Source organism: Streptomyces collinus (assembly GCF_031348265.1).
Classification (GTDB): Bacteria; Actinomycetota; Actinomycetes; order Streptomycetales; family Streptomycetaceae; genus Streptomyces; species Streptomyces collinus.
The window spans coordinates 7,695,616-7,722,591 of record NZ_CP133771.1; the positions used below are offsets into that span (position 1 = coordinate 7,695,616).

The 26,976-nt window shown below is 71.8% G+C and carries 28 protein-coding genes, 2 tRNA genes and 1 pseudogene; 16 read left to right on the top strand and 15 right to left on the bottom strand.

Going from position 1 to position 26,976, the window contains the following annotated elements; translation table 11 throughout:
- Positions 1–17: 17 nt before the first annotated feature.
- Positions 18–722, bottom strand: a complete 705-nt coding sequence (locus RFN52_RS34710; RefSeq protein WP_184852370.1) for a thiamine pyrophosphate-binding protein — start codon at positions 720–722, stop codon at positions 18–20.
- A 132-nt stretch (positions 723–854) separates the two neighbouring features.
- Here RFN52_RS34710 and RFN52_RS34715 point away from each other — a divergent pair.
- Positions 855–928: transfer RNA gene (locus RFN52_RS34715), tRNA-Pro, on the top strand.
- On the opposite strand, the gene RFN52_RS34720 is transcribed toward RFN52_RS34715, so the two are convergent.
- From RFN52_RS34720 to RFN52_RS34750, 7 genes are all read right to left on the bottom strand, one after another.
- A complete protein-coding gene (locus RFN52_RS34720; RefSeq protein WP_184852373.1) occupies positions 910–1,959 on the bottom strand; it encodes an MASE1 domain-containing protein in 1,050 nt (349 codons plus the stop codon). The genes RFN52_RS34715 and RFN52_RS34720 overlap by 19 nt on opposite strands.
- Before the next feature lie 105 nt (positions 1,960–2,064).
- Positions 2,065–3,396, bottom strand: a complete 1,332-nt coding sequence (locus tag RFN52_RS34725; RefSeq protein ID WP_184852376.1) for a PP2C family protein-serine/threonine phosphatase — start codon at positions 3,394–3,396, stop codon at positions 2,065–2,067.
- Between the two features lie 48 nt (positions 3,397–3,444).
- Positions 3,445–3,972: an NUDIX hydrolase family protein gene (locus RFN52_RS34730; protein WP_184854143.1), complete on the bottom strand. Its 528-nt coding sequence runs from the start codon at positions 3,970–3,972 to the stop codon at positions 3,445–3,447.
- Between the two features lie 85 nt (positions 3,973–4,057).
- Positions 4,058–5,197: an amidohydrolase family protein gene (locus RFN52_RS34735; protein ID WP_184852379.1), complete on the bottom strand. Its 1,140-nt coding sequence runs from the start codon at positions 5,195–5,197 to the stop codon at positions 4,058–4,060.
- 1 nt (position 5,198) lies between these two features.
- Positions 5,199–6,602, bottom strand: coding sequence for a type I glutamate--ammonia ligase (locus tag RFN52_RS34740; RefSeq protein WP_184852382.1), 1,404 nt, complete (start codon positions 6,600–6,602; stop codon positions 5,199–5,201).
- 47 nt (positions 6,603–6,649) lie between these two features.
- On the bottom strand, positions 6,650–7,462 hold the full coding sequence (locus RFN52_RS34745) for an SAM-dependent methyltransferase (RefSeq protein ID WP_184852385.1): 813 nt from the start codon (positions 7,460–7,462) through the stop codon (positions 6,650–6,652).
- 148 nt (positions 7,463–7,610) lie between these two features.
- Positions 7,611–8,426, bottom strand: a complete 816-nt coding sequence (locus RFN52_RS34750) for a hypothetical protein (RefSeq protein WP_184852388.1) — start codon at positions 8,424–8,426, stop codon at positions 7,611–7,613.
- Positions 8,427–8,707: 281 nt separating this feature from the next.
- Between RFN52_RS34750 and RFN52_RS40150 the strand changes: the two are divergent.
- The 8 genes and pseudogenes from RFN52_RS40150 to RFN52_RS34790 form a co-directional block, all read left to right on the top strand.
- Positions 8,708–8,857, top strand: a pseudogene (locus RFN52_RS40150) (sensor histidine kinase); the annotation flags it as partial.
- Positions 8,858–9,063: 206 nt separating this feature from the next.
- On the top strand, positions 9,064–9,705 hold the full coding sequence (locus RFN52_RS34760) for a helix-turn-helix domain-containing protein (RefSeq protein ID WP_184852393.1): 642 nt from the start codon (positions 9,064–9,066) through the stop codon (positions 9,703–9,705).
- 52 nt (positions 9,706–9,757) lie between these two features.
- Positions 9,758–11,155, top strand: a complete 1,398-nt coding sequence (locus RFN52_RS34765) for a M24 family metallopeptidase (protein WP_229856023.1) — start codon at positions 9,758–9,760, stop codon at positions 11,153–11,155.
- Positions 11,155–12,132 carry a thiamine pyrophosphate-dependent dehydrogenase E1 component subunit alpha gene (locus RFN52_RS34770; RefSeq protein ID WP_184852396.1) on the top strand — a complete coding sequence of 326 codons (978 nt, stop codon included), beginning with the start codon at positions 11,155–11,157 and terminating at the stop codon, positions 12,130–12,132. Before RFN52_RS34765 ends, RFN52_RS34770 begins: the two co-directional genes overlap by 1 nt.
- Positions 12,120–13,100, top strand: a complete 981-nt coding sequence (locus RFN52_RS34775) for an alpha-ketoacid dehydrogenase subunit beta (RefSeq protein ID WP_184852400.1) — start codon at positions 12,120–12,122, stop codon at positions 13,098–13,100. The genes RFN52_RS34770 and RFN52_RS34775 overlap by 13 nt, the downstream gene beginning before the upstream one ends.
- A gap of 41 nt (positions 13,101–13,141) precedes the next feature.
- Positions 13,142–14,503 carry an amidohydrolase family protein gene (locus RFN52_RS34780; RefSeq protein WP_184852403.1) on the top strand — a complete coding sequence of 454 codons (1,362 nt, stop codon included), beginning with the start codon at positions 13,142–13,144 and terminating at the stop codon, positions 14,501–14,503.
- Positions 14,500–15,381: a cupin domain-containing protein gene (locus tag RFN52_RS34785; RefSeq protein WP_184852406.1), complete on the top strand. Its 882-nt coding sequence runs from the start codon at positions 14,500–14,502 to the stop codon at positions 15,379–15,381. Before RFN52_RS34780 ends, RFN52_RS34785 begins: the two co-directional genes overlap by 4 nt.
- A complete protein-coding gene (locus RFN52_RS34790) occupies positions 15,378–16,067 on the top strand; it encodes an SDR family oxidoreductase (protein ID WP_184852409.1) in 690 nt (229 codons plus the stop codon). Before RFN52_RS34785 ends, RFN52_RS34790 begins: the two co-directional genes overlap by 4 nt.
- 24 nt (positions 16,068–16,091) lie before the next feature.
- Here the strand turns inward: RFN52_RS34790 and RFN52_RS34795 are convergent, their stop codons facing one another.
- The 4 genes from RFN52_RS34795 to RFN52_RS34810 are packed head-to-tail and all read right to left on the bottom strand — an operon-like array spanning position 16,092 to position 17,843.
- Positions 16,092–16,739 (bottom strand): HhH-GDP family DNA glycosylase, encoded by a 648-nt coding sequence (locus RFN52_RS34795; RefSeq protein WP_184852412.1) that lies wholly within the window; start codon positions 16,737–16,739, stop codon positions 16,092–16,094.
- A 3-nt stretch (positions 16,740–16,742) separates the two neighbouring features.
- Positions 16,743–17,087, bottom strand: coding sequence for a DUF3140 domain-containing protein (locus tag RFN52_RS34800; RefSeq protein WP_184852415.1), 345 nt, complete (start codon positions 17,085–17,087; stop codon positions 16,743–16,745).
- A gap of 52 nt (positions 17,088–17,139) precedes the next feature.
- Positions 17,140–17,616: a Dps family protein gene (locus tag RFN52_RS34805; protein WP_184852418.1), complete on the bottom strand. Its 477-nt coding sequence runs from the start codon at positions 17,614–17,616 to the stop codon at positions 17,140–17,142.
- Positions 17,613–17,843 carry a WhiB family transcriptional regulator gene (locus RFN52_RS34810; protein WP_311241250.1) on the bottom strand — a complete coding sequence of 77 codons (231 nt, stop codon included), beginning with the start codon at positions 17,841–17,843 and terminating at the stop codon, positions 17,613–17,615. Before RFN52_RS34810 ends, RFN52_RS34805 begins: the two co-directional genes overlap by 4 nt.
- A 213-nt stretch (positions 17,844–18,056) precedes the next feature.
- Here RFN52_RS34810 and RFN52_RS34815 point away from each other — a divergent pair, with 213 nt between their 5' ends.
- Positions 18,057–19,244, top strand: a complete 1,188-nt coding sequence (locus tag RFN52_RS34815; protein WP_184852424.1) for a thiolase family protein — start codon at positions 18,057–18,059, stop codon at positions 19,242–19,244.
- 105 nt (positions 19,245–19,349) lie between these two features.
- Positions 19,350–20,123: a sulfite exporter TauE/SafE family protein gene (locus tag RFN52_RS34820; RefSeq protein WP_184852427.1), complete on the top strand. Its 774-nt coding sequence runs from the start codon at positions 19,350–19,352 to the stop codon at positions 20,121–20,123.
- Here the strand turns inward: RFN52_RS34820 and RFN52_RS34825 are convergent.
- A complete protein-coding gene (locus RFN52_RS34825; RefSeq protein WP_184852430.1) occupies positions 20,109–20,909 on the bottom strand; it encodes an HAD-IIA family hydrolase in 801 nt (266 codons plus the stop codon). The genes RFN52_RS34820 and RFN52_RS34825 overlap by 15 nt on opposite strands.
- 162 nt (positions 20,910–21,071) lie before the next feature.
- Between RFN52_RS34825 and RFN52_RS34830 the strand changes: the two genes are divergently transcribed.
- Positions 21,072–21,812, top strand: coding sequence for a cobalt-precorrin-6A reductase (locus tag RFN52_RS34830; RefSeq protein ID WP_184852433.1), 741 nt, complete (start codon positions 21,072–21,074; stop codon positions 21,810–21,812).
- Positions 21,813–21,905: 93 nt separating this feature from the next.
- On the opposite strand, the gene cobF is transcribed toward RFN52_RS34830, so the two are convergent.
- Positions 21,906–22,676: a precorrin-6A synthase (deacetylating) gene (gene cobF / locus RFN52_RS34835; protein WP_184852437.1), complete on the bottom strand. Its 771-nt coding sequence runs from the start codon at positions 22,674–22,676 to the stop codon at positions 21,906–21,908.
- Positions 22,677–22,770: 94 nt separating this feature from the next.
- The gene (locus RFN52_RS34840) at positions 22,771–23,310 is read right to left on the bottom strand and encodes a DUF309 domain-containing protein (RefSeq protein ID WP_184852440.1); all 540 of its coding nucleotides are present in this window, start codon (positions 23,308–23,310) and stop codon (positions 22,771–22,773) included.
- Between the two features lie 98 nt (positions 23,311–23,408).
- Here RFN52_RS34840 and RFN52_RS34845 point away from each other — a divergent pair.
- The 4 genes from RFN52_RS34845 (at position 23,409) to RFN52_RS34860 (ending at position 26,914) form a co-directional block, all read left to right on the top strand.
- Positions 23,409–23,482 (top strand) — tRNA-Pro (locus RFN52_RS34845).
- A gap of 363 nt (positions 23,483–23,845) precedes the next feature.
- A complete protein-coding gene (locus RFN52_RS34850) occupies positions 23,846–25,054 on the top strand; it encodes an ABC transporter substrate-binding protein (protein WP_229856021.1) in 1,209 nt (402 codons plus the stop codon).
- A gap of 70 nt (positions 25,055–25,124) precedes the next feature.
- On the top strand, positions 25,125–26,081 hold the full coding sequence (locus tag RFN52_RS34855; protein WP_184852442.1) for a carbohydrate ABC transporter permease: 957 nt from the start codon (positions 25,125–25,127) through the stop codon (positions 26,079–26,081).
- The gene (locus tag RFN52_RS34860) at positions 26,081–26,914 is read left to right on the top strand and encodes a carbohydrate ABC transporter permease (protein ID WP_308431886.1); all 834 of its coding nucleotides are present in this window, start codon (positions 26,081–26,083) and stop codon (positions 26,912–26,914) included. The genes RFN52_RS34855 and RFN52_RS34860 overlap by 1 nt, the downstream gene beginning before the upstream one ends.
- Positions 26,915–26,976: the final 62 nt, after the last annotated feature.

The window sequence follows — 26,976 nt, forward strand, 5'->3', positions numbered from 1 at the left end:
GTCTCGATAGCGGAAGATCAAGCGGACTTCGGCTCGACCCGGGCCACGACCACGTGCGGGCGGCCCGGATGCGGCGCGGTGAAGGCGGCGTACAGGGCCTCGTGGTCACGGCCGTCGACGGTCAGCGCGGACCAGCCCGCCGCCTCGAAACGGGCGGCGATCCCGCCGGGGCGGGCGTATGTGGCGGAGGAGTTGTCGACGACGACGGTGTGCAGCCGGTCGAGCCCGGCGGGCCCGGCGAAGGCGATCGCCTCGTGGTTGCTGCCCTCGTCCAGCTCCGCGTCCCCGACCAGCGTCCACACCCGCGGCTCGTCGAGCCCCTGGGCGCGCAGCCCCAGCGCCGTACCGACGGCGATCGGCAGCCCGTGCCCCAGCGATCCGCTGCCGATCTCGGCCCCCGGCACGAGCGTCCGGTCGGGGTGGTGGCCGAGCGGGGAGTCGTAGGAGCCGAAGCCGGGCAGCCACTCCACCGGCAGGAAGCCCTTGGCGGCCAGCACGGCGTAGTACGCCATCGGCCCGTGCCCCTTCGACAGCAGGAACCGGTCCCGTCCCGGGTCCTCCCTGCTCTCCGGGCTCACCCGCAGCACCCGGTCGTAGAGGACCCACAGCACGTCCAGCGTGGACGTCGCGGCCGGGCCGTGCTTCTCGTCCCCGGTCATCAGGCCCATCAGCCCCGGCAGATCGGCATGGGTGTACGTGTGCGTCAGTGTCGCGTCGGTCATGTCGACGAGCGTGCAACCTCAATCAAACTTGAGGTCAAGGGGCCCCCGGAAACGGATGCGCGATCAGCGGTGCGAGTGCGGTATTGTTTCCCTGCGCGTTCGGCCGGGGGAATCCCCAGGTCAGACGGGCAACGGGACGTGGCGCAGCTTGGTAGCGCACTTGACTGGGGGTCAAGGGGTCGCAGGTTCAAATCCTGTCGTCCCGACTGTGAGGCAGTGAGTCAGAGGCCGTATCCGATTCCACGGATACGGCCTTTTGATCATTTCTCCGGGCGGGGAGCGCCGGCCGGTTGTCGCTGGTGGCGATCCTGGTCGCCATGTCGGCGAGCTGCCTGCACGCCTGCGCGATCTCCCGCTCGGTCTGGGTGCGCTCACCGACGGCCACTCCGAGCAGAAGCGCGGTCAGCGAAGCGGAAGCGTTGAACGCCTGCAGGGTGAGCATGCTGGTGAGCAGATCCTGACCTTCGAACGGGCCGGACCCCTGCCCGGCCGCGACGATCGCGAAGATCGACACGGCGAGGGCGCAGGGCGCGGACCCCGCGAGCCCGAAGCGGAAGCCGGCCCAGATCAGCAGCGGGAAGCCGAGGAACAACAGCGGTGTGTCGCCGGTCTCGACGAAACCGACACACACCGTGGCCGCCACCAGCAAGACCACCTCTGCCCACCGGGACAGCGAGATACCCCGGGGCCATCGGGCCGAGCGGAGCACGAGCAGCAAGGGTGTGACCGCCAGGACGCCCATCGCGTCGCCGGTCCACCAGACCGACCAGGCCGACGCGAAGTCTCCGGCATCCAGCACTCCGGTGAGGGCCAGCGTTCCGCTGCCGACCGTGGCGCTGACCAGCATCCCGGTGAAGGCGCCGAAGAAGATCAGGGCCAGTGCGTCCCGCAGCCGGTTCAGGTCGCTGCGGAACCCGGCACGGCGCAGCAGGGCGTACGAACAGACCGGCGCGAGCGTGTTGCCCGCCGCGATCGCGAGGACGGCCGGCAGCGAAGGCCCCAGGGTGACGTTGACCAGGAACGCGCCGAGGGCGATCCCCGGCCAGACCCGCGGCCCGAACAGCAGCAGACTCGCCAGCGCGATGCCGCTCGGTGGCCACAGCGGAGTGATCTGGTCACGGACCAACTGCTGGAGCAGCCCCAGCTCGGCAGATCCGTAGTACAGCACGGCGACGGCGCAGATCTCCAGGACGGCCCAGCCGCCGCGCCGGGACCATGTCTGCGGCGCGACAGCCATCGGGGACCTCCGCTTCGACAGCCCCCCGACCATCATCCGCCGGATCCCCGGGATCCTCCACAACACCGCTGAACCGCTTGATCAGTCCTCACGGGCGTGCGGGCGTCAGGCGGGCGGGGTGCGCAGAGCGAGGATGGCCATGTCGTCGTGACCGTCGCTGGGGTGGTGATCGGCCAGGGCACACACGAAGTCCCTCAAGGGCAGGGTGCTGTGAACCGCGGCGAGTTCGGTCAAGTCGTCCAGGCTCTCGTCGAGGGAGTGGGAGGGATGCTCGATCAGGCCGTCGGTGAAGAAGACCAGGGTGGTCCCGGGGAACAGCAGGCGGGAGTGGTCGGGGCGGGGTTCCCCGGGGTCGACCCCGAGCGGCAGCCCGGGCTCGGCGGTCAGGATCTCGACCCGGCCCTCCGGGGTGATCAGCAGGGGCGGGACATGCCCCGCGGTGCTCCAGCGCAGACGCCAGCCGGGCGCCTCCCGCTCGATCCGGGCCAGAGCGGTGGTCGTGACGGGGTTGTCCGTGAGGGCTTGGAGCGTGCGGTCGAGCCGGGTCAGGACCGCCCCCGGTGAACTGCCCCCGTCGAAGAGCAGGGCCCGCAGCATGTTGCGGGTGGACGCCATCGTGGCAGCGGCGTGCAGGTCGTGCCCGACCACGTCGCCGATGACGACCGCCACGACATCGTCGGGCAGCGGAACGGCGTCGTACCAGTCCCCGCCGAGCTTGCTGGGTTCCGCGGCAGGCCGGTAGACGGCCGCGGCGGTGAACGGTCCCAGGTCGGGCAGCGCGGGCAGCAGGAGCCGCTGGAACTGCTCGGCACCGACGCGCACCTGTTCGAACAGGCGGACGTTCTCGATCGCGATGCCGGCCGCGCTGGCCAGGGCCATCACGACGTTCTCGTCATGGACGTCGAAGGGCTGCCCGTCGCGCCGCTCGGAGAGGTACAGGTCGCCGTAGATCTCGCCGCGGACGCTGATGGCGACGCCGAGCAGGGTCCGCAGGTGCGGATGCCCGGACGGGAAGCCGACGGACGCGGCATGGGCCGGGATGTCACTGATCCGCAGGGGCTCGGGGTGGCTGATCAGGTGCCCGAGGACACCCCGGCCGGTCGGCAGGCCGGTACCCGCCAAATCGGCGCGCTCATGCTCGGACAGGCCGGCGGTGATGAACTGCTCCAGATGATCACCGGTCTCGTTGAGCACGCCGAGGGCCCCGTAATGGGCGCCGACCAGATCCATGGCGGTGGTCACGATGCGGTGCAGTACCGCGGGCAGCTCCACCTCACGGCTGATGGCCACCACGGCGTCCAGCAGACCCTGCATGCGGTCCATCGCGTCCAGGAGGGCGCGCAGTTGCTCGTCGATCCGGCCCAGCTCGCTGCGCAGGCGTACGTGCAGCTCGGGCAGGTGTGGCTGCCCCGGGAACGGGTCCTGCTCTGCCGCCATCGCGTACGCCTCCCGGCCGGAGGTCGGTCACGTGATAGAGCTTAGGCCTCAGATCACGCAGCCCGCATGCGCCAGCGCCTGCTTCAGCAGCACCCCGTGCCCGCCCGGCATCTCGCTCTGCACCGCCTCCGAGACGGCCTCCTGCGGGCTGAACCACACCAGGTCGAGGGCGTCCTGCCGGGGCCGGCAGTCACCCGTCACCGGCACGATGTAGGCGAGGGACACCGCGTGCTGGCGCGGGTCGTGGTACGCGGTGATGCCCTGCGTCGGGAAGTACTCCGCGACCGTGAACGGCTGGAGCGACGCCGGGACCCGGGGCAGCGCGACCGGGCCGAGGTCCTTCTCCAGATGGCGCAGGAGGGCGTCGCGGACGCGTTCGTGGTGCAGCACGCGGCCGGAGACGAGTGTCCGGCTGACCGTACCGTCGGGGCCGATGCGCAGCAGCAGGCCGACGCTGGTGACTTCGCCGCTGTCGTCGACGCGGACCGGGACGGCCTCGACGTAGAGGATCGGCATGCGGGCGCGTGTCATCTCCAGTTCGTCGGAGGACAGCCAGCCGGGCGTGGTTTCGGTCATGTCAGACATTGCTTGATCATACTTTCAGCCGTTCGGACTTCCTGGGTAGCCGCTCCTGGAGATCTGTGACCGGCCACACGCCTGTTCAATCGTCCTCCTGCCCGTCGGTCTGCAGCCGGTAGACCCGCAGGGCGTTGTCCCGGCCTGCCCAGCGGGCGATCCGCAGCGCGTCCGGCAGGGCCAGTTCGTCGGCGTCCACCCGCTCCTGGAGCAGACCCGCCAGGCCCTGCCGGAAGGCGAGCGCCCCGAGGTGGTGGAACTCGGGCACACCATAGGCGTCGGAGCTGTACAGGAGTTTGCGGAACGGTGTGATCTCCAGGGCCTCCGCGAGGACCGCACCGGCCCGGGCGGGGCCCACGTAGTGCAGGGTGAGGCCGACGTCGAGGTACACCTGCTGGAAGACCGCCGCCAGGTAGGCGGCCTGCCGCTGGTAGGGCCAGCAGTGCAGGAGCAGGACGGGGATCGTGCCGGCGGTGAGGTGCAGCCAGTCCGTGAGGAGGGCCGGGTCGGCGCGGTGCAGCCGGATGTCGTCGTCGCCGAACCCGGTGTGCAGCTGGAGCGGCAGGCCGAGATCGACGGCCGTCCACAGCAGGTGCCGTACGAGGACCGGGTCGTCGAGGCGCCCGCCCCGTACGAGCCAGTGCCGGGCCGCCTCGGTGACCTCCGCGTCCGAGGGGCGGGCCGGGTCCAGGCAGAAGCCGGTGCGGTAGGCCGCCACCGACTTCACGGCCACCACGCCGGGCCGCCGCACGGCCTCCAGCGCGGCCGTGCGGAAGGCGTCCGCGTACGCGTCCGCTTCGACCCCGGCGGTCCCCACCGACTCCGCGACGCCCTCCAGCCGTACGACCTCGTACGCCGTCCCGCCCGCAGCCTCCGCGATGTCACCCGGCGTGGTGATCTGCCCGGGGACGTAGCCGGTGTCGACGCAGAAGACGTCCGTGCCCGTGGCGCGCAGGAAGCGGCGCTGCACCTCGCGCCAGCCCAGTTCCGAGCGGCGGGCGAGGTACTGCGCGGGAGGAGCGTGCCGGGGCAGGCCGAGCAGGGGAGCGCAGTGGCGGCGTACGGCCACGCCCACGGGGCTGTCGAAGGGCGAGACGCCCGGCCACGCCTGGCCCTCCGTGATGAGGGACTCGAAGGCCTCACGGCCGAGATCGGCCGTGACCGTGCCGTGGCAGTGGTGGTCGACCAGCCGCACGGAGTCGAGCGCCTCGCGGACCGCGCTCACGTCAGTACTTCCAGCGGTACGCCGCCGCCACCCGGTCGTCGTCCAGCCCGGCGACGGACGCCGCTTCTCCCTGCCGCACGGCGATCACCGCGTCGGCCAGGACCGGGCCGAGGGCCGCCCGCAGGACGTCGTCCGCGCGGAACTCCTCGACGGCCCGCTCCAGCGACACCGGCAGCCGCCGCACACCCCGGGCGGCCGCCTCCGCCTCGCCCAGGCCGGCCGGATCGCCGGTGGTCTCGTCCGGCAGGGCGGCGGACAACGTCAGGCCGTCCAGCCCGGCGGCGATCAGGGAGCCGATCGCGAGGTAGGGGTTGGCGGCCAGGTCGACGGGTTTGATCTCCAGGTTGGCCGCCCGGTCGCGCAGGCCCGCGGTGCCGGTGACGACGCGCAGCGCGGTCTCCCGGGTCTCACGGCCCCACGCGGTGAACACCCCGGCCCACTGGGAGGGCCTGAGCCGCAGATAGCTGGCGGGGCTCGGGGCGGTGACGGCCGTGAGGGCGGGCAGGTGGGCGAGGATGCCGGCCGTGAGCGACTCCGCCTCGGCCGTCATGCCGTACCGGCCCTCGCCCCCGGAGTGCAGACTGACACCGTCACGCCAGGCGGACAGGTGGACGTGCCCGCCGTTGCCGACGCCCCGGCCCACGACGGCCGGGGCGAAGGACACCCTCAGCCCGTGCCGCCCGGCCACCGCCCGCACGGTCTGCCGGACGAGCACGCTGCGGTCGGCCGCCGCCACCGGGTCGACCGCACCGACCGAGATCTCGAACTGCCCGGCCGCGTACTCGGGATGGACCTGCTCGACGTCGATGCCCTGGGCCGCGCACGCCGCCAGCACGTCGGCGGTGTAGTCACCGAGCTCGACCTGCCGGGCCGCCCCGTACGCGGGGCCGGTCGTCGCGGGCACGAACGCGTCGCCGGGCGCGTCTCCCCGGGCCACGGTCCACTCGACCTCGATGGCGGACCTGAAGGTGAGGCCGTGCCGCCCGGCCGCCTCCGTGACCATCCGGCGCAGGAACGTGCGGGTGCAGCCGGGATGCCGTTCCCCGTCCTGTGTGACGCGGTCCACCGGAGCCCAGGCCCAGCCGGGCTGCCCGGCCAGCACGACGAGCCGGTCCAGGTCCGGGTAGAGGCGCAGATCGCCGTCGGGGGAGCCGAGGACGTCGGTGGTGACGATGGAGTCGTTCGCCAGGAACGTGTCGAACACCGGCGACATGCCGACGCCCCAGGCCGCCGCGGAGGCGAGCCGGGCCGTCGGGACGGTCTTCACCCGGCCGATGCCCGCGGTGTCGACGTAGGACAGCACCACACCGTGCACGCCCCGGCCGGCGAGCTCGCCGCTCAGCGCGGTGGCCCGCTCGACATCGCCGGGACGGCCGCCGGGTACGGGATCGGCCAGGGTGGTCATACGTCCTCCGCGGTTCTCCTGGTTCCTCTCCGGCGCAGGCGGAGCCGTCAGGGCTTCACGGCCACCGCTCCGTACTGCGGCACCAGCACGGACGATCCGGGCTCCGCACGCCACTGCCCGCACGACACCATGCCCGGTTCGAGCACCTCGAGGCCCTCGAAGAACGCGGCGATGTCCGCGCCGCTGCGGGCGGTGATCGGGGGAGTGGCGTTCTCGTTCCAGAACTTCATGGCCGGGATCTGGCCCGCGCCGCCGAGCTCGTCGTCGAAGGTGGGGTGGGTGAGGACCAGGAAGCTGCCGGACGGCACCGCGGCCATGACCCGGCGCACGATGTCCCGGGCCTTCCCGACGTCGAGGACGAAGTTGAGGATGCCCAGCATCATCACGGCGACGGGCTGCGTGAAGTCGAGGGTCTGCCCCGCCCGTTCGAGGATGGCGTCCGGTTCGTGCACATCGGCGTCGATGTAGGCGGTGACGCCGTCGTGGGTGCCGGTGAGCAGGGTGCGGGCGTGCACCAGCACGATGGGGTCGTTGTCGACGTAGACGATGCGGGAGTCGGGCGCGAGCCGCTGGGCGATCTCATGGGTGTTGTCCGCCGTCGGCAGTCCCGTGCCGATGTCGAGGAACTGCCGCACCCCGCGCTCACCGGCCAGGAACGACACGGCCCGGCCGAGGAAGTCCCGGTCCGCGCGGGCGATGTCCCTGATGATCGGGAACATGCCGGCGACGTGCTCGCCGACCTGCTGGTCGACCTCGTAGTTGTCCTTGCCGCCGATCCAGAAGTTCCACACGCGCGCGTTGTGCGCCACACCGGTGTTCAGCCTCGCCGACCCTCCCGAAGGGGTGTGGCCATCACTCACGACTCGTCCTCTCCTCGCACGCCCGACCCGAACCGGTCGTCGCCGCCATTGTGCCGCTCCGATGATCACGCTGTCCCGGGAATCGGCGGAGCGGGCACGGCGGTCGGCGCCGGCGGCTCGCAGGGAGTCGATCGCCGTGCCGGACGGCTCAGTTGGGGCTCGGGGCGGGTGACTTCCCGGCCAGGACGTCCTTGAGCCGCTGGGTGCCCTGCTGCACGGCCTGCTGCGCGGAGTCGTTCTCGTCGCCGTCGAGCCCGCCCGCCGTGACGGTGATGGCGTCGTCCCCGACGCGCACGGCGGCGACGTCCAGGGTCAGCGTCGCGTCGTCGCCGCCCGCCGAGCCCTGCACCGTCACGCGCAGCCCCTGACGGGCGTCGCCGACCTTGGGCAGGGAGATCTCGATGACCTGGACGGTGCGCTTCTGGCCGCCGTCGGTCACGGTGAACTGGTCGCACTTCTCCGGCAGGGTGCCCATCCAGTCCAGGGAGTCCTGCAGGCCGGTGCGGTCGTAGGAGGCGACCTGGTACAGCAGGCGGGAGTCGCCCTGCTGGAAGCCGCGCAGCTCGGACGCGCCCGACGGCCTGCCCAGCAGATCGTCGTCGAACAGCGAGTCGAGGAGCCGCTGGCAGTCGGAGGCCTGGGCCTTGGCGGTGAGGAAGTCGGAGACGTCGACGGTGCCGATGAGCAGGCTGTCGTGCCAGTTCTCGGCCTCCGTGTCCTTCACCTGCGTCCAGTCGTCCTCGATGTCCGCCTCGGTGATCAGCGCGGTCCGGGCGCCGTCCGTGGAGAGGGTGGCGGTCGGAGAGGGGGTTTGCCGCCGGCCCGCGACCTGTGACGCGGTGACGCCCTGGACGTCCGTACCCTCCGTGCCGCCGTCGTCCGAGCAGGCGGCCGTGCACAGCAGCGTGCCTGCCGCCAGGGCGGGGGAGAGAACGCGGACGAGCCGGGACGGACGACGGGTCATCGGGAGTGCCTCCTCGGAGCGTGACGCGTGCCCTCAGCGCACCACCGGCGCCGAACGCCCACCACCGGCGCCGGACCGTTCGGGTGAGCGCCGCCGGGGGCGCCCGGGGCTCACGCGACCGCCGTCCCGTCGGTGATCTGGCCGGCATCGCCGACCTGGTCGAGGGCTTCGCGGGCCCCGTCCAGAGGTGCGTTCTGCACCGCGACCCGGCGGTGTCCGGCGCCCTGCCGCACGAAGTCCAGGCGGCGGCCTTCCGGGTCGTCCAGGAGGCGCTGACCAACGTGCGCCGGCACGCCGCCGACGCCACGGAGGTCACCGTCCGCCTGACCTGCCCCGCCGGCCGTCTGGAGGTCACCGTGACCGACGACGGCCACGGCGGCACCCAGTTCCCGGAGGCCGCGCACGGCGGTGGCTTCGGCATCGTCGGCCTCACGGAACGGGTGACGGCACGGGGAGGCGAGCTGCACGCCGGGCCGCGTGCGGGGATGGGGCAGCGGGGTGGCAGGTGCGGGCGGTGTTCCCGGCGGGGAAGTAGGAACGGACCTCGGGACGGCTCCACTCCTGGCGCCGGAGCCCGCACACGCTGTTCAATGAGGCTGCACACATTGCACACGCCGTTCGAGCAGAGGAGCCGCCCGTGTCACCCGCCGTCGTGCCGCCCCTCGGCGCACGCATCCGGCAGGCGCGCCTGGAGCGCGGCAGGAGCCTGCGCGCGCTGGCCCGGGAGGTCGGTGTGTCGCCGAGTCTCGTGTCGCAGATCGAGACCGGCAAGAGCCAGCCGTCGGTCAGCACGCTCTACGCGATCACGACGGCCCTGGGCATCTCCGTCGAGTCCCTCTTCGACATGCGGGAGAGCGTCGTCGCGTCCTCGCCCGGGGCGTCACCCGGCACCGTGCCGCACGCCCTGGCCGCCCTCGCCGCCGAGCCGGGGCGGCGGATCGGGCCGCTGGTCGGCGCAGGCGGGCGCGAGACGCTGGAACTGGACTCGGGGGTCGTCTGGGAGCGTCTGGGGCGCGTGCCGGGCGCGGAGACCGGCTTCCTGCTGGTGACGTACCGGCCCGGCGGCTCCTCCTCCGGCTCCGGCGCGCTGATGCGGCACCCGGGCACGGAGTACGGCTACCTCACCTCCGGCGAGCTGGTCCTCACCCTCGGATTCGAGGAGTACACGCTGCGGCCGGGCGATTCCGTCTGTTTCGAGTCGACGACACCCCACCGCTACCGCAACGATGGAGAGGTACCGGCGGTGGGCGTCTGGTTCGTGTCCGGCGATGTTCAGTGACACTTGACACCCATCGCGCACGGGCGTTCACTCCGGAGTGGGGGTGGTCGCCATGGCGATCCGCACATACGGCCCCAACGCCGTCGACTGGGAAGAGCGCATCGACCTGGACCGGCTGCGCGGGCAGCGCTTGGCCCGGCTGCACGAGGCACTGAACCGCTCCGAGCTGGGCGCGGTGCTCAGCTTCGACTTCGCCAACATCCGCTACATGACGGCCACGCACATCGGCACCTGGGCGATGGACAAGCTGATCCGCTTCGCCCTGCTGGTGCGCGACGGCGAACCGGTCGTCTGGGACTTCGGCTCCGCCGCCCGCCACCACCAGCTGTACAACCCGTGGCTCGACTACAGCGACGGCAAGGGCGGCCCGCCCACCGGCGCCCGGGCCGGCATCTCCACCCTGCGCGGCGCCTTCCACCCGGAGGCCGGGATCCCCGAGGACGTGGCCGCCAAGATCGCCGCCGAGCTGCGCGAGCACGGGCTGGCGAACGAACCCCTCGGCGTCGACGTCGCCGAGATGCCGGTCCTCGCCGCGCTGCGCGCCGAGGGCATCGACGTCGTCGACGGGCAGCAGGTCTTCCTGGAGGCCCGCCGCATCAAGACCGGTGACGAGATCGCCCTGCTCACCCAGGCCTGCGCCATGGTCGACGCGGCCTACGAGGAGCTGTACGGGTACCTGCGCCCGGGCGTGCGCGAGAACGAGTGCGTCGGCGTGGTCAGCAAGGTGCTCTACGACCTCGGCAGCGAGTACGTCGAGGGCGTCAACGCCATCTCGGGCGAGCGCTGTTCACCGCACCCGCACGTCTACAGCGACCGGTTGATCCGCCCCGGCGACCCGGCCTTCTTCGACATCCTGCACAGCCATCTCGGCTACCGCACCTGCTACTACCGCACGTTCGCCGTGGGCAGCGCATCGCGGGCGCAGCGGGACGCGTACGTGCGCTGCCGGGAGTACATGGACGAGGCGATCGCGCTCGTCCGGCCCGGTGCGACCACCGCCGACATCGTCCGGGTGTGGCCGCGCGCCGAGGAGTTCGGCTTCGCCGACGAGACCGCCGCGTTCGCCCTCCAGTACGGACACGGCGTCGGCCTGTCGATCTGGGAGAAGCCGATCTTCAGCCGGCTGGTCTCCCTCGACCACCCCGAAGTCCTGGAAGAGGGCATGGTGTTCGCCCTGGAGACGTACTGGCCGGCCGCCGACGGCTGGTCCGCCGCCCGGATCGAGGAGGAACTCGTCGTCACCGCCGACGGCTGCGAGGTCATCACCAAGTTCCCCGCCGAGGAACTGCTGGTGGCCGGGCGCAAGTACTGGACGGTGGGCGGCGAGCTGAACACCCGCCGCGAGGCGCAGTCCCACCTCAACACCGGGGACCGCGCGCGGGCGGACACAGGGGAGCGCTCACACGCGCACACCACGGACCGCCGGCGGACGACCGGCCGGGACCGCTGATGGACGCCACGGCCCTCCTCGACCGGTACGAGCGGATGAACGTCATCCGCCGGACGGAGAAGGCCGCCCACGACCTGTTCCTCCAGGGCCTCGTGAAAGGCACCACGCACCTGGCCGCCGGGCAGGAGGCGATCGCCGTGGGGGCGAGCGCCGCCCTGCGCCCGGACGACTATGTGTTCGCCACCTATAGGGGCCACCACCACGCCCTCGCCCGGGGCGCCACGCCCGAGGAGTGCCTCGCCGAGCTGATGAGCCGGGCGACCGGGCTGTGCAAAGCCAAGGGCGGCTCCATGCACCTGACCAAGGCGGCCACCGGCATGCTCGGTTCGTACGCCATCGTCGGCTCCCATCTCCCGATGGCGGTGGGTGCGGCCTGGTCGGCCCGGCTGCGCGGCACCGAGCAGCTCGCGGTCGCCTTCTTCGGCGACGGCGCGACCAACATCGGCGCCTTCCACGAGTCCCTCAACCTGGCCGCCGTGTGGAAACTGCCGGTGCTGTTCGTGTGCGAGAACAACCTGTACATGGAGTACACGCCGATCGCCGACGTCACGGCCGTGCCCCGCCCAGCCGCCGACCGGGCCCCGGCCCACGGCATCCCGGGCGAGGTCGTCGACGGCAACGACGTCGTGGCGGTCGAGGAGGCGGTGGGGCGGCTCGCGCGACGGGCCCGCGCCGGAGACGGGCCCTCCGTGCTGGAGGCCGAGACCTACCGCCACTTCGGGCACAGCCGCGCCGATCCGGCGGCCTACCGCCCGGCCGAGGAGGTCGAACGCTGGCTGAAGCACGACCCGCTGGACCTCGCGCGGGGGCGTCTGGCCGAGTTGGGCGTGGGCGAGGAGACGGTCGCCGGGGCCGACGAGCGGGCCCGGGCCGTCGTGGAGCGGGCCGTTGAGGCGGCGAAGGCGGCGCCGCCGCCCGATCCGCGGGAGGCACTGACCGACGTGTGGGCGGACGGGGGTGCCGCATGGCGGACGTGATCACCTACCGGGACGCGGTCGCCGAGGGCATCGCCCGGGAGATGCGGCGGGACGCGTCGGTGGTGTGCCTCGGGGAGGACATCGCCGCGGCCGGCGGGGTGTTCAAGACGACCACGGGCCTGCTGGAGGAGTTCGGACCCGGGCGTGTGTGGGACACGCCCATCTCCGAACAGGCCATCGTGGGCGCGGCGATGGGCGCCGCCATGACCGGGATGCGGCCCGTCGCGGAGATCATGTTCTCCGACTTCCTGGCCTGCTGCTGGGACTACCTCGCCAACGAGATCCCCAAGGTCCGCTACATGACCGGCGGCCAGGTGACCGTGCCCCTCGTCGTGCGCACCGCCAACGGCGGCGGACTCGGCTTCGGCGCCCAGCACTCCCAGGCCACCGAGAACTGGGCCCTGACCGTCCCCGGGCTGAAGATCGCGGCACCGGCCACGCCCGCCGACGTCGTCGGCATGCTGGCGGCGGCCATCCGCAGCGACGACCCGGTGGTCTTCTTCGAGCACAAGGGGCTGTTCGCCACCAAGGGCCCGCCGCCCCCGCCCGGTCACGTCGTCGAGCTCGGCCGGGCCGCGGTCGTCCGCGAGGGCGCCGACGTCACGCTCGTGGCGCTCGCCTCGACGGTTCCCCTGCCCCTGAAGGCGGCCGGCGTCCTGGCCGGGGAGGGCATCGAGGCCGAAGTCGTCGACCTGCGCTGCCTCGTCCCGCTGGACGCCGCGACCGTCCTCGCCTCGCTCGGCAGGACCTCCCGGCTCGTCACCGTCGAGGAGAACCCGTACCAGGGCGGCTGGGGCGCCACCGTCGTCTCGGTCGTCGCCGACGAGGGATTCACCCTGCTGGACGCGCCCGTGCGGCGGGTGGCGGGGGAGTGCGTCCCGCTGCCGTTCGCCGACTCGCTGGAGGAGCAGGTCATCCCCACCGTCGACAAGATCGTCACGGAGGTCCGCAGGCTCGCCGCGTACTGAGCCGCACACCCGCCACCGAACACCCCATGGGAGGAAGCGCGATGACCACCAGGACACTGCTGCGCTCCGGTCACGTGATCTCGATGGACCCGGACATCGGGGACCTGCCCCAGGGGGACGTCCTCGTCGAGGACGGCAGGATCGCGGCCGTCGAACCCGAGATCAGCGCCGACGCCGAGGTCCTCGACATGAGCGGACACATCGTGATCCCCGGCTTCGTCGACACCCACCGCCACACCTGGGAGGCACCCATCCGGGGCGTCGCCCCCGACGCCACCCTCGACGACTACTTCGTCGACATCCTCGACACCTTCGCACCGCTGTACACCCCCGAGGACGTGTACGCGGGCAACCTCGCGGGCGCGCTGGAGTGCCTCAACGCCGGCATCACCACGCTCGTCGACTGGTCGCATATCAACAACACCCCCGAGCACCCCGACGCGGCGATCCAGGGCCTGGCGGAGTCCGGGATCCGGGCGCGGTACGCGTACGGCAGCGCCAACACCTCCCTCGCCGAGTACTGGTTCGAGAGCACGATCGCCATCCCGGCGGACGACGTACGGCGGATCCGGTCGACACACTTCGCCTCCGACGACGGCCTGCTCACCATGGGCCTCGCCACCCGCGGGCCCGGCTTCTGCGTCGACGAGGTCGTCACCGCCGAGTGGGCCATGGCACGCGAGCTGGGCCTCCCGATCACCGTGCACGTGGCCATGGGACGCCTCGCCGGCCGCTTCGGCATGGTCAGACAGCTCCACGGCCTGGGGCTGCTCGGCCCGGACACCACCTACGTCCACAGCTGCTACCTCAGCGAGGAGGAGTGGCGGATGGTCGCCGACAGCGGCGGCACGGTGTCGGTCGCGCCGCAGGTGGAGCTCCAGATGGGACACGGCTGGCCGCCGGTGATGCAGGCCATCGAGCACGGTCTGCGGCCGTCCCTCAGCATCGACGTCGTCACCACCGTCCCCGGCGACATGTTCACCCAGATCCGGGCGGCCTTCGGCGCCGAGCGCGCCCGCGTCAACGCCGACTGCTGGCAGGCCAACATGCCGGTCCCCAGCAACATGCTGACAGCGCGTCAGATGCTGGAGATCGCCACCGTGAACGGCGCCCACGTCGCCGGGCTGGAGGACCGCACCGGCTCCCTGACCCCGGGCAAGCGCGCCGACATCGTGGGGATCGACGCCACCGCCCCGAACGTCGCCCCCGTGCACGACGCGGTGGCCGCGGTGACGCTGTGCGCCGACGTCTCCAACGTGGACACGGTCCTCGTCGACGGCGTGATCCACAAGCGTGACGGCCGGCTCCTCAGCGACACCGCCCGTGCGCTGCGGCTCGTCGGCGCATCCCGGGACCGGCTCCTCGCCGCGAAGGAGGCCAAGGGGGCGAAGGCACCGGCATGACGAACCACCTGGTGCGCCACGCCGCCGACCTGCCCGAGCCGCCGTACGACGGCCACGGCCACCGGCGCAGGGCGCTGGTCGGCGAGGACGACGGCAGCGTCCACACCGGCTTCGGCCTGTGCGAACTGCGGCCCGACGGCCGGGTGCCCGCCCATGTGCACTCCTACGAGGAGACCTTCTTCGTCCTCGACGGAGCCGTGATCCTCGACGTGCCGGACGGGTCGTACCTGCTGGAGGAGGGCGATCACGGCCTGCTGCCGACCGGCGTTCCGCACGCCTGGCGCGGGGCCGGGGGCACCGGAGGCCGCTGGGCGGACATGCTGGCCCCGGTGCCGCGCGCCCGCTACGGACACGACACCCAGGCCGTGCCGGACCTGCCCGCGCGCGAGCCGGCCCGGGTCGACGTCCGCGACCCGCGCACCCGTTCCTTCGGCCACTTCGAGCCCGCCCAGATGGATCCCGGCCGGCAGTCCCAGGACCTGCTGGCCGCCACGGCGAGCATGCGGACCGCCCTGCTGGTCTACAGCGGGATCACGGTGAAGATGATGATCGACGGCGATCTGGGCGCGGTCGCCTCCACCATGTTCATGGTGCAGTACGCGTCCGACGGGGTCATCGGAACCCACGACCATCCCTTCGAGGAGACCTATCTGATCCTGGAGGGCGTGGCCGAGGCCACCCTGGACGGCGAGCGGTACCGGCTGGAGCCCGGCGATCTGGCCTGGGCGGGTGCCGGATGCGTGCACGGATTCGTCAACGCGGGGCAGGGGACGCTGCGCTGGCTGGAGACACAGGCGCCGCAACCGCCGTCACGGCACTCATACCGGTTCACGCGGGACTGGGACTACCTGCGCGCGGCACTGGAGGAGAAGTCATGAGCAGTGTGCTCGTCGTCGGCGGAACGTCCGGGATCGGGCTGGAGTTCGCCCGTACATGTGCCGAGCGCGGGAACGACGTGGTGCTCACCAGCCGCGACGCCCAGCGCGCCGACGTGGTCGCGAAGGAGGTGGGCGCGCGCGGACTCGCCGTCGACCTGGAACGGCCGCTGGAGATCGCGGCGGCCCTGGCCGGCATGGGGCGCGTCGACCATCTGGTGATCGCGGGCGTCACCCGGGACGACAACAAGGTGACCGAGTACGACATCGACGCCGCCCTGCGCCTGGTCACCCTGAAGCTGGTCGGCTACACGGAGGTGGTGCACACGCTGCGGAGCCGGCTGCACGACGACAGCTCCATCGTGCTGTTCGGCGGCCAGGCCAAGGAACGCCCCTACCCGGGCGCGACGACGGTGGCGACGGTCAACGCGGGGGTGCGGGGCCTGATGAACACCCTGGCCGTCGAACTCGCTCCGGTGCGGGTCAACGCCGTGCACCCCGGGGTCGTGGGCGACAGCCCGTACTGGCAGGCCAAGCCGGAGAAGGTGCTCGCCACGCTGCGCACCGAGACTCCCACGGGACGGCTCGCCGCCATGGCGGACGTGGTCGACGCCGTCGACTTCCTGCTGCGCAACCGGTCGGTCAACGCCGTCGAACTGACGGTGGACGGCGGCTGGTTGCTGGGGTGAGCGGCCTTCGGGCGGAGATGCCGGTCACCCGGCACGCCGCAGCGTGTCCTCAGCGACCCCTTTGTCCAACGCCGCCCGCACCAGCGCGGCGGCGAGGACGGCCGGGTCGGTGTCACCGGCCAGGTCGGTGAGGCGCTCCGGGTCCTTCGGCAGGTCCAGCCGCTCGGCACCCTGGAGGGCCTTGGTGTCCAGGTAGGGGGCCGCCTCCGGCCAGACGCCCTGCGCCTCGCGCAGAAAGATGTCTGCGCCCGCGGGCCCGATTCCGGGGAACTCCTGGAGGAGTCGGCGCAGTTCGGAGACCTTGCCGTCCGCCTCCCGGCGCAGCCGCCGCAGATCGCCGCCCCACCGCTCGCTCAACAGCCCGGCGGCGTCGCCGAGCTGGGTGGCCGTGCGCTCGTCGTAGCGTCGGTAGCCGCCCCGGCCCAGGGCGTCGACGCGCTGCTGCCAGCCGGCCTCCGCCATACGGCGCGGATCGCGCAGCCCCGCCTCGTGCAGGGCACGGGCGGTGGCCAGCGCGACCGAGCCGCGGATGCGGGCACTGAGCAGATGGGAGAGCACCAGCAGCCGGTACAGCGGCTGCGGGGTGTCCTTCAGCGCGATGCCCGCTTCCTCGGCGTACGTCCGGCCGTGCGCGCCGACGAGTTCCCGTACCACACGCTCCCGGCGCCCCACGGCCTACCCCTTCAGCGGGTCGTGCCCGACCGTCATCAGCCGGTGCCGGCGGCGGGTGTCCTCGGCCGTCACCTCGGGCTCGGGTTCGTTCTCCAGGTCCACCTGGTCGGTGACCGTCTCCACGACCTTCAGCATCACGCGCAGGTCGTCCTCGGTCAGATCGGTGCGCCGCTTCTGGAGGATCGCCAGGACGTGCTGCCCGGTCGCGGTACCGGCCTGGTCCGGCAGCGGCTCGGTGGCCTCGTCGGCGTCGCGGACCCGCAGCCAGGCCGCGAGTTCCTGCGAGGTCATGTTCACCACGCGGTGGAAGTCCTCCCACAGCGCGTCGAGTTCGAGGGCGTCGGTCATCGCCTGCCCCTTCCGTACGTACGTCGGATGTCGTGTGCCCGTCCCCGGCGGGTCAGCGGGGGAAGTTCTCGGCGTCGAACATCCAGCGCTGCTTCTCCAGCTCCGCCGTGACGCCGATCAGCAGGTCCTGGGTGACCGGGTCCGCCTTCTCGGTCGCGTCGATGCGCTCGCGCAGCCGGCCGACCGCGTCCTGCAGCGCCTCCACCATCACCTGCACGGCGTCCGAGTCGCGCACCCAGCCCTCCTTCGGGGCGGGCAGCGTGAAGGCCTTGGCGATGGTCTCCGGCCGGCCGTCCGGCGGGACGCCCAGCGCCGCGGACCGCTCCGCGACGGTGTCGGCGAAGTCCCGTGCTGCCGTGACCACCTCGTCGAGCTGGAGGTGGATGGACCGGAAGCGGGGGCCGACGACGTTCCAGTGCGCCTGCTTCCCGACCAGCGAGAGCCCGAGCAGATCCACCAGGGTGTCCTGGAGTGCCTCGCAGGCGACCTTGCGGGCGTCGTCGGGCAGTGTGCTCCTCACAGTCGTCATAGGGCGCTTCTCCTTCTCGCGTCGTTCCTGGTCGTCCGGATCAGTGCGTCGCGCTCCTCCTCGCCGGTGCCGCCCCACACGCCCGAGGCCTGGCCGCTGCTCAGCGCGAAACTCAGACACTGGTCGGTCACCGGGCAGCGCTCGCAGACCCGCTTGGCGGCGCTCACGTCGCGCAGGGCGGGACCGGCGGTGCCCACAGGAAAGAACAGCTCGGGGTCCTCGTCCACGCAGGCGGCGCTCCGCAACCACTCTCCATGAACGCGCGGGTGCCCTGGGCGCACTGGTGCAAACGCGTCGCACGAGGGTCGTCCGGCCTGCGATATGACCTGCCGGGATGCCGGGGAGGCGCAGAATCTTCACAGGCGGCGGGGCGAGGGTCTATAGTCCGAAACTAGCAGTGCTAATTAATGCGCGTTGACGCGCAGCGTGAGGAGCCTCTCGTGCGTCCCGTCCACTTCGCGGCCGCCCGCCGCACCCCCATCGGCAAGCTGCGAGGATCCCTCTCCTCGGTACGGCCCGACGACCTCGCGGCGACCGTCGTCCGCGCCCTGGTGACCGGCGTGCCCGCCCTGGACCCCGCCCGGATCGACGACGTCTACTGGGGCGCCGCCAACCAGGCCGGCGAGGACAACCGCAACGTCGCCCGCATGGCCGCGCTGCTCGCCGGCCTGCCCGACTCCGTGCCCGGCGCCACCGTCAACCGCCTCTGCGCCTCGGGCCTGGAGGCCGTGACCACGGCCGCCCGGACCATCGCCGCCGGCGAGGCCGACATCGTGATCGCGGGCGGCTCCGAGTCGATGAGCCGCGCCCCCTTCGTCCTGCCCCGCCCCGACGACGCCCTGCCGCACCGCATGGAGACCGCCGACACCCGGCTCGGCTGGCGCCTGGTCAACCCGGCGATGCGCGACCTGCACGGCCTGCTGGCCATGGGCGAGACGGCCGAGGAGGTCGCCGCACGGTACGGCATCCCGCGCGAACGCCAGGACGACTTCGCCCTGCGCAGCCACCAGCGCGCCGCCCTGGCCCGCAAGAACGGCCACTTCGACGACGAACTCCTCCCCGTGGAGCGCCCCGACGGCGTGGTCGTCGACACCGACGAATGCGTCCGCGAGGACACCTCGTACGAGAAGCTGTCCCGGCTGAAGCCGGTCTTCCGCGACGGCGGCACGGTCACCGCGGGCAACGCCTCGCCGATGAACGACGGCGCCGCCGGCCTCCTCCTCGTCAGCGAGGACGCCCTGAACGACCTGGGCCTCGATTCCCTGGGCCGCTACGTGGCCGGCGCCTCCGCCGGTGTCCACCCCGACGTGATGGGCATCGGCCCCGTCCCCGCCACCCGCAAGGTGCTGACCCGCGCCGGGTGGAGCGTCGGCGACCTGGAGGAGGCCGAGTTCAACGAGGCCTTCGCCGCCCAGGCCCTGGCCTGCGTGGACCAGCTCGGCATCGACCCCGACCTGGTCAACCCCAGCGGCGGCGCCATCGCGCTGGGCCACCCCCTCGGCTGCTCCGGCGCCCGCATCCTGACGACGCTGCTCCACCGGATGCGGCGTACGGGGGCGGGGCGCGGGCTCGCCACGATGTGCGTCGGGGTCGGGCAGGGCAGCGCGGTCCTCGTCGAGCGGACGTAGCGGCAGCCGGGCGGCGGTCCTGGCGGGCCCGGCGGCCCCGGCGGGCCCACCAGGCGAGACGGCGCTTACCGGCACCTGTTCGTTGCATATAGCATCAGTGTTCGCATGAACACCATGACCCTCTGGCACATCACCGGCTGGGAGTTCGCCGCCCTCGCCTTCGCGGCCCTGCTCGTCGGCTTCTCCAAGACCGCCGTGAGCGGGGCCAACACGGTCAGCCTCGCCATCTTCGCCGCCGTGCTGCCCGCCCGCGCCTCCACCGGTGTGCTGCTGCCCATCCTGATCGCCGGGGACCTCCTGGCCGTCGCCACCTACCGGCGGCACGCCCACTGGCCCACGCTGTGGCGGCTGTTCCCGGCGGTCGCCGCGGGTGTCGTCGTCGGCACGGTGTTCCTGCTCTGGGCGGACGACGCGGTCGTACGGACCTCGATCGGCGCGATCCTGCTGCTGATGTCGGCCGTGACGGTGTGGCGCCGCCGTACGGCCGACAAGGAGGAGGAGCCGGAGTCGGTCACCACCCGGTCGGGCCGCCTCAAGGCCCGCTCCTACGGCGTACTCGGCGGCTTCACCACCATGGTCGCCAACGCGGGCGGCCCCGTGATGTCGATGTACCTGCTCTCCGCCGGCTTCCGCAAGCTCGGCTTCCTCGGCACCTCGGCCTTCTTCTTCCTGATCGTCAACGTCTCCAAGCTGCCCTTCAGCGCCGGCCTCGGCCTGATCGACGGCCGCTCGCTGCTCCTCGACCTCGCGCTCGTGGCGTTCGTGGTGCCCGGCGCGCTGTTCGGCAAGTGGGCCGTGCACCGGATCAACCAGCGGCTGTTCGAGCAGCTCGTCATCGCGGCGACCGTCGTGGGCGGTCTGCAACTACTGCTGCGCTGACCCCCGCAACAGTGCCGGGAGGTCCGCGAAGGAGTCGATCACGTGGTCGGGCGTGCCGTCGGCGGCCCGCAGCGTCTCCGGCTGGAACTTCCCGGTCCGCACGAGTACGCCGGTGACCCCGGCCCGCTGCGCCGCCAGCACGTCGGACTCGACGTCGTCCCCCACCATCACCGCCTCCTCCGCGCCGACGCCCAGCCGGGCGAGTGCCGACGCGAAGAACGCCCGCGACGGCTTGCCGGTGATCTCGGCCTCCACCCGCGCGGCCCGCTCCAGCCCGGCCAGGAACGCCCCGGAGTCCAGCCGCAGCCCCTCGGCCGTACGCCAGTACAGGTTGCGGTGCATCGCCACCAGCCGGGCCCCGCGCTGCAGATGCCCGAAGGCCCGGTCGAGCTCCGCGTACCCGAACTCGGGACCGGCCCCGCCGACCAGGACGACATCCGGCGCGGCCCCGGTGTCACCCGCTTCGACGAGCGTGACACCGTCGAGGTCCTCCGCGATGTCGCCGCTGTTCAGCAGCGCGCACCGGGCGCCGGGACAGTGCTCGGCGAGATACGCGGCGGTGGCGGCGGGCGCGGTCAGGATGTCCCCGGCGGACACCGGGAATCCCGCCTCCGCCAGCGTCCCCGCGATCGAAGCCCGGGTACGGGAGGTGGTGTTGGTGACCAGCAGGACGCCGAACCCGGCCTCCCGGACCTCCCGCAACGCCTCGACGGCCCCGGGCAACGGCCGCCACGAGACGGTGAGCACCCCGTCGATGTCGATGAGCACGGCCTGCACGGACTCCATGGCAGGACGATAACCACGGGGAGCGGCCTTCGCCGGTCGGTAGCCGTCGCGCTGCGGCTCTCCGGTTCGCCTGCTCGCCGCCCGGAACCACCCGTCCCGTTGCCGTCAGCCGGTCGGCACCCGTCCCGGCACCGCCGCACCCGACCTCGTACGCTCGACGTCGTGTCCTCTCACGTCCTGATCCTCGGCGGCACGGCCGAGGCCCGAGCCCTGGCCGCCGCGCTGTGCACGCGTCCCGGCGTGCGCGTCACGACGTCCCTCGCGGGGCGCGTGGCCAAGCCCGGGGCGCTCGACGGGGAGGTGCGCGTCGGAGGCTTCGGCGGGGCACCGGGACTGGCCGACTGGCTGCGGGAGGAGAGTGTCGACGCGCTCGTCGACGCCACGCACCCCTTCGCCGAGTCGATCACGGCCAACGCGGCCCGAGCCGCGGCCGAGACCGGCGTGCCCGCGGTGGTGCTCCGCCGCCCCGGATGGCGGCCCGGCCCCGGGGACCGGTGGCATTGCGTCCCCTCACTGAACGCGGCCGCGGATCTGCTCCCGCGCCTCGGCCGCCGGGTGCTGCTCACCACCGGGCGCCTCGGCCTGGCCTCCTTCGCCCATCTTTCGCGCCTCCACTTCGTGGTGCGGTCGGTGGATCCCCCCGAACCGCCGATGCCGCCCGACACGCATGTGCTGCTCGCCCGCGGCCCGTTCACCGTCCCCGGTGAGACGGCGCTGCTGCGTGAGCACCGCGTCGACGTCCTGGTGACCAAGGACAGCGGGGGAGCGGCGACGGCCGCCAAACTGACCGCGGCCCGGGACCTCGGACTGCCGGTCGTGGTCGTACGGCGGCCGCCGCTGCCGGACGGCGTGGCGGCGGTACCGGATGTGAAGGGCGTGCTGGAACGGCTGGGGATCGGATAGGACGCTCACGCCGAGCCGGTGGGGAGGGACGTCTCCCGACCGGGCGACAGCCCATGGATCCCCGGGTGCCCGGTGACGTGTTCGCCCGTCCCCTCAGCCGCGGGGGTGTCGGCGCAGCAGATACGTGTCCATGATCCAGCCCTTGCGCTCACGGGCCTCGGCCCGCAGCCGCTCGATGCGGGGGGCCGCCTCCGCGATCGGGCCGGAGACGAGGATCTCGTCCGGAGTGCCGATGTAGGCGCCCCAGTAGATGTCGACGTCTTCCTGCGCGTACTGCCGGAAGGTCTGGTGGGCGTCGAGCATCACGACCACGTCGTCCACGCCCTCCGGGAAGCCCTCCGCCAGCCGCCGGCCGGTGGTGATCTGCACCGGCCGGGCCACGCGGTTGAGACCCGTGCGGTGCCGGGCGACGAGCGACGAGACACTGCTGATGCCGGGCACGACGTCGTACTCGAACGCCACGGTGCCCCGCTCCAGCACCTCCTCCAGGATCCCCAGCGTGCTGTCGTACAGCGAGGGGTCGCCCCACACCAGGAACGCGCCGGTCTGCTCCTCGCGGAGCTCCTCGGTGATCAGCCGCTCGTAGATGCCGGCCCGGGCGCTGCGCCAGTCCCCGACGGCGGGCGAGTAGGCCGCGCCGCCGGCGCTGCGGTCCCGCTCGGGGTCGCGTGCCTCGACGACGCGGTACGACCCCTCGGGTACGTGGGCGTCGAGCATGTCCCGGCGCAGCCCGGTGAGATCCGCCTTCACCTCGCCCTTCTCCAGGATGAAGAACACGTCCGTGCTCCGCAGCGCCTTGACCGCCTGGAGGGTGAGCTGGTCGGGGTCGCCCGCGCCGATACCGATGACATGAATCTTTCGCACGGCCCGAGTCTGCCGCACGGAGATCCGGACGGGTACACCGCGGTCGGTGTCACGCCCCCTGGGAGTCGGCGAGACGATCGTCCGTCGCCGCAGCTCAGCGCCCGGCTTCGGGACCCCGCAGCCGGGGTGCCCGGCCGCCCGCGTCCACAGGCCGACCCGTTCGTTCCACGTCCGCAGCCAGCTCCCGCGCCCATGCGGCCACGCCCACGACGTCGATCCCGTGCGGCAGGTCCTGCCCGGCCCCCGACGCCCACGCCTCGGCCGCTCCCGCCCCGCGCCGCAGGAGCCGGGCCCCGCCGGTCAGGTTCCCCCGGGCGGCGTGCGTGAGACCCACGGCGAGCTGGGCGAGCCCGCGCCACAGCTCGCGCTCCTGGTCGGGCCCGGACTTCCACGCGTCCTCGAACACCTCGTGCGCGTGGAACGGCTTGCCCTCGTCCAGCAGCCGCTGCGCTTCCGCGACGGTCTCCTCCGGGGTGCGGACGACGCCCTCGGGCTGCCGCGGCACACCGTCCACGCCGTAGGGCAGGGGCCGCCCGAGCCCGTCCCGGGGCCGGGCGTTGCGCGCCCGCCCCTCACTGTCACGGTCCCGTGCGTCGCCCGGCCGGTCCGGGGAGGTCTCTCCTGTGCTGCCCATACGCCGATTGTCCCGCCCGGCCCGCTTTCGGCGCGGCCAGGGGTGTGGGGTAAAGTGCTGTTCGCGCGATCACGCGGCTCACCGCGGGTAGCGCGCACCGGGACGTGGCGCAGCTTGGTAGCGCACTTGACTGGGGGTCAAGGGGTCGCAGGTTCAAATCCTGTCGTCCCGACTTGCGACGTAGCAGGTCGGAGGTCACTTTCGATTGATCGGAGGTGGCCTCTTCGTCGTTGGTGGGGACTGATTGGGCACCGAACGCCAGAAGGCAGTCGTGTAACGCACGGTGGCTCGGTCAGATGCGCGCCCAGATCAATAAGCCATTTCGTTGCGTTATGTCCTTGATGTCGCTTTCGGTGATCTCTAGTGTTCCCTGCGAGGGACACGCTACGAGGGCCGAATCTCGTGCCCCCGTCCGGAAGCGAGGTGTGGAGCGGTGCACGCGAGGTGCGGCTGCCGACCCGTTTCGGGTCAGAGGGGACGTCCCCGAGGGACGCGATGGCTGCGGGCGTTCGCCGTACTGCCGTTGTTGGCGTCGGTGCTCGCAGCCTGTGGCGGTGACGAGGCCTCCGGCCGGCCCACCCTCAACTGGTACAACTTCCCGGACGACTCCGGTGCGCTCCAGAAAGCGGCGGACCGGTGCAGCCAGGCGTCGGGCGGCCGCTACTCGATCAGCTACAACAAGCTTCCGCGCGCAGCGGACGGCCAGCGCCAGCAACTCGTCCGCAGACTCGCCGCCGAGGACGACTCGCTCGACATCCTGGGCCTGGACGTCACCTGGGCGGCGGAGTTCGCCGAGGCGCGCTGGGTCCGGGAATGGACGGGGAAGGCGAAGCAGGAGGCCGTCGAGGGCACCCTGCGCGTACCGCTGCAGACCTCGACGTGGAAGGGCAAGCTGTACGCGGTCCCGTACAACACCAACACCCAGCTCCTGTGGTACCGCAAGGACCTGGTGCCCACCCCGCCCAGGACCTGGGCCGAGATGCTGGACATGGCCGACGCCCTTTCCCGTCAGGGAAAACCGCACCTCGTGGAGGTCCAGGGCGCCCAGTACGAGGGCCTGACCGTCTGGTTCAACACGCTGATCAACAGTGCGGGCGGTTCCATCCTCAACGCGAGCGCGACCGAGCCCTCCCTCGGTCCTCCTGCCGAGCGGGCAGCCGGGATCATGCGTGACCTGGCGAACTCCCCCGCCGCGGACCCCTCTTTGTCCAACCAGATGGAGGACCAGAACCGCCTCGCCATGGAGTCGGGGGTGGCGGCGTTCGAACTCAACTACCCGTTCGTCTATCCGTCGATGAGGAGCAACAACCCCGAGTTGTTCAAGAACTTCCGCTGGGCTCCGTACCCGCGGGTCGACGCGAACCGCCCGGCACGGCCCACCATCGGCGGCATCGATCTCGCCGTGAGCGCCTACTCGCGCCACCCCGATCTTGCCTTCGAGGCGGCACTGTGCCTGCGCAACCGGGAGAACCAGCTCACCGCCGCGCTCGAGGGCGGTCTGCCGCCCACCCTGCGCGCCCTGTACGACGATTCCGCGTTCATGAAGGAGTACCCCTTCTCCACGGAGGTGCTGGCCGCCCTGGAGTCGGCGAGCGTGCGCCCGATCACTCCGGTCTACCAGAACGTGTCGATCGCGGTCTCCCACACGCTTTCCCCGCCGTCCGGGATCGAACCGGAGAGCTCCGTCGCCACCATCAGGGAGCAGATCGACGATGCCCTGCGATCCGAGGGTGTGATCCCGTGAACCACCTCCTCCCGCACCACCCCGTCAGCCGGCGCCGCAGTGCGCGGGTCTCGTCCTCGGACGGCCTGAGATGAGCACGCGCGCGCAGCCGGCCGGAGCCCCGCCGCCCCCCGAGACGGAGACGGGGCAGGCGCCTGACCAGGCGGCACTCTCGGCGGGCGCCAGGCAGGAGCGGCGACTCGGCTGGCTGCTCTGCGCGCCTGCTGTCGTCGTCATGATCGCCGTGACCGCCTACCCCATCGGGTACGCCGTCTATCTGTCCCTCCAGCGGTACGACCTGCGCTTTCCCGGGCAGGCGGAGTTCGTGGGCCTCGGCAACTACGGGGCGGTGCTCTCCTCTCCGTTCTGGTGGGACGCCTTCTGGGTGACGCTCTTCATCACCGCCGTGTCCGTGGCCATCGAACTGGTCCTCGGAATGGGGCTCGCCCTGGTCATGCACCGCACGATCTTCTGGCGCGGCACCGTACGCACGGCGGTCCTCATTCCGTACGGAATCGTCACCGTGGTCGCCGCCTTCTCGTGGCAGTACGCCTGGACCCCGGAACTCGGATACCTCGCAGAGCTGTTGCCCACCGGAGAGGCACCCCTGACCGAGCAGTGGTCCGCCCTCTGGCTGATCATTCTCGCCGAGGTGTGGAAGACGACGCCGTTCATGGCCCTGCTGCTGCTCGCGGGTCTGGCGCTGGTCCCCGAGGAGACCCTGAAGGCGGCCATGGTGGACGGTGCCACCGCCTGGCAGCGCTTCACCAAGATCATGCTGCCGCTGATGAAACCGGCCATCCTGGTGGCACTTCTCTTCCGCACCCTGGACGCGTTCCGGATCTTCGACAACATCTACATCCTGACGGCGGGCGCCCACGGGACCGGCTCTCTGTCGATCCTCGGGTACGACAACCTGTTCACCGCGCTGAACCTGGGCATCGGGTCGGCGATCTCGGTTCTGATCTTCATCTGCGTCGGGATCATCGCCTTCACCTTCGTCAAACTCTTCGGTGCCGCCGCACCCGGCGCGGAGGTGAAGCGCTGATGGCCGCAGTGGGAAAGACACATGCCACCCGATGGGTTGTCCTGAACGTCGTGGTAGTGCTGTACGCCCTGTTCCCGGTGTGGTGGATCGTCGCACTGTCCTTCAAGGACCCCGGCACCCTCACGGACGGCGACTACATCCCCAGGGACTGGACCTGGGAGAACTACCGGGGCATCTTCGCGACCGCCGAGTTCACCCGTGCGCTGATCAACTCGATCGGCATCGCCCTGATCGCCACGGTGATCGCGGTGGTGCTGGGCACCATCGCCGCCTACGCGGTGGCCAGGCTGCGCTTCCCCGGGAAGCGGGTGCTCATCGGCATGTCACTGCTGATCGCCATGTTCCCGCCGATCTCCTTGGTGTCACCGCTGTTCAACATCGAGCGGTTCATCGGAATCTTCGACACCTGGATCGGGCTGATCATCCCTTACATGACCTTCTCCCTGCCGCTCGCGATCTACACCCTGTCGGCGTTCTTCCGGGAGATCCCCTGGGATCTGGAGAAGGCCGCGAAGGTCGACGGGGCGACTCCTGCGCAGGCCTTTCGGCTGGTCATCGCGCCGCTGGCCGCGCCGGGCGTGTTCACCACGGCCATTCTCGTGTTCATCTTCTGCTGGAACGACTTCCTGTTCGCGATCTCGCTGACGTCCACCGAGTCCGCACGCACCGTGCCGGCCGCGATCGCGTTCTTCACCGGGAGCTCCCAGTTCCAGCAGCCCACAGGGTCGATCGCCGCCGCCGCTGTGGTCATCACCATCCCGATCATCGTCTTCGTCCTGCTCTTCCAGCGGCGGATCGTCGCCGGACTGACCTCCGGGGCAGTCAAGGGGTGAACGGGCCGACCGCGGCAGACCGGCCACCGGCCCGAGACACCGACCGCAGTGCTCGGACCCGG

What these genes read in the sequence shown, in the direction of transcription:
- RFN52_RS34855 (WP_184852442.1), top strand. Translation starts at nt 25,125, where the DNA reads ATGAGCACGCGCGCGCAGCCGGCCGGAGCCCCGCCGCCCCCCGAGACG.
- RFN52_RS34750 (WP_184852388.1), bottom strand. Translation starts at nt 8,426, where the DNA reads ATGACCCGTCGTCCGTCCCGGCTCGTCCGCGTTCTCTCCCCCGCCCTG.
- RFN52_RS34785 (WP_184852406.1), top strand. Translation starts at nt 14,500, where the DNA reads ATGACGAACCACCTGGTGCGCCACGCCGCCGACCTGCCCGAGCCGCCG.
- RFN52_RS34730 (WP_184854143.1), bottom strand. Translation starts at nt 3,972, where the DNA reads ATGACCGAAACCACGCCCGGCTGGCTGTCCTCCGACGAACTGGAGATG.
- RFN52_RS34800 (WP_184852415.1), bottom strand. Translation starts at nt 17,087, where the DNA reads ATGACCGACGCCCTCGAACTCGACGCGCTGTGGGAGGACTTCCACCGC.
- RFN52_RS34860 (WP_308431886.1), top strand. Translation starts at nt 26,081, where the DNA reads ATGGCCGCAGTGGGAAAGACACATGCCACCCGATGGGTTGTCCTGAAC.
- RFN52_RS34805 (WP_184852418.1), bottom strand. Translation starts at nt 17,616, where the DNA reads ATGACGACTGTGAGGAGCACACTGCCCGACGACGCCCGCAAGGTCGCC.
- RFN52_RS34720 (WP_184852373.1), bottom strand. Translation starts at nt 1,959, where the DNA reads ATGGCTGTCGCGCCGCAGACATGGTCCCGGCGCGGCGGCTGGGCCGTC.
- RFN52_RS34765 (WP_229856023.1), top strand. Translation starts at nt 9,758, where the DNA reads ATGGCGATCCGCACATACGGCCCCAACGCCGTCGACTGGGAAGAGCGC.
- RFN52_RS34775 (WP_184852400.1), top strand. Translation starts at nt 12,120, where the DNA reads ATGGCGGACGTGATCACCTACCGGGACGCGGTCGCCGAGGGCATCGCC.
- RFN52_RS34840 (WP_184852440.1), bottom strand. Translation starts at nt 23,310, where the DNA reads ATGGGCAGCACAGGAGAGACCTCCCCGGACCGGCCGGGCGACGCACGG.
- RFN52_RS34780 (WP_184852403.1), top strand. Translation starts at nt 13,142, where the DNA reads ATGACCACCAGGACACTGCTGCGCTCCGGTCACGTGATCTCGATGGAC.
- RFN52_RS34820 (WP_184852427.1), top strand. Translation starts at nt 19,350, where the DNA reads ATGAACACCATGACCCTCTGGCACATCACCGGCTGGGAGTTCGCCGCC.
- RFN52_RS34740 (WP_184852382.1), bottom strand. Translation starts at nt 6,602, where the DNA reads ATGACCACCCTGGCCGATCCCGTACCCGGCGGCCGTCCCGGCGATGTC.
- RFN52_RS34710 (WP_184852370.1), bottom strand. Translation starts at nt 722, where the DNA reads ATGACCGACGCGACACTGACGCACACGTACACCCATGCCGATCTGCCG.
- RFN52_RS34790 (WP_184852409.1), top strand. Translation starts at nt 15,378, where the DNA reads ATGAGCAGTGTGCTCGTCGTCGGCGGAACGTCCGGGATCGGGCTGGAG.
- RFN52_RS34825 (WP_184852430.1), bottom strand. Translation starts at nt 20,909, where the DNA reads ATGGAGTCCGTGCAGGCCGTGCTCATCGACATCGACGGGGTGCTCACC.
- RFN52_RS34725 (WP_184852376.1), bottom strand. Translation starts at nt 3,396, where the DNA reads ATGGCGGCAGAGCAGGACCCGTTCCCGGGGCAGCCACACCTGCCCGAG.
- RFN52_RS34770 (WP_184852396.1), top strand. Translation starts at nt 11,155, where the DNA reads ATGGACGCCACGGCCCTCCTCGACCGGTACGAGCGGATGAACGTCATC.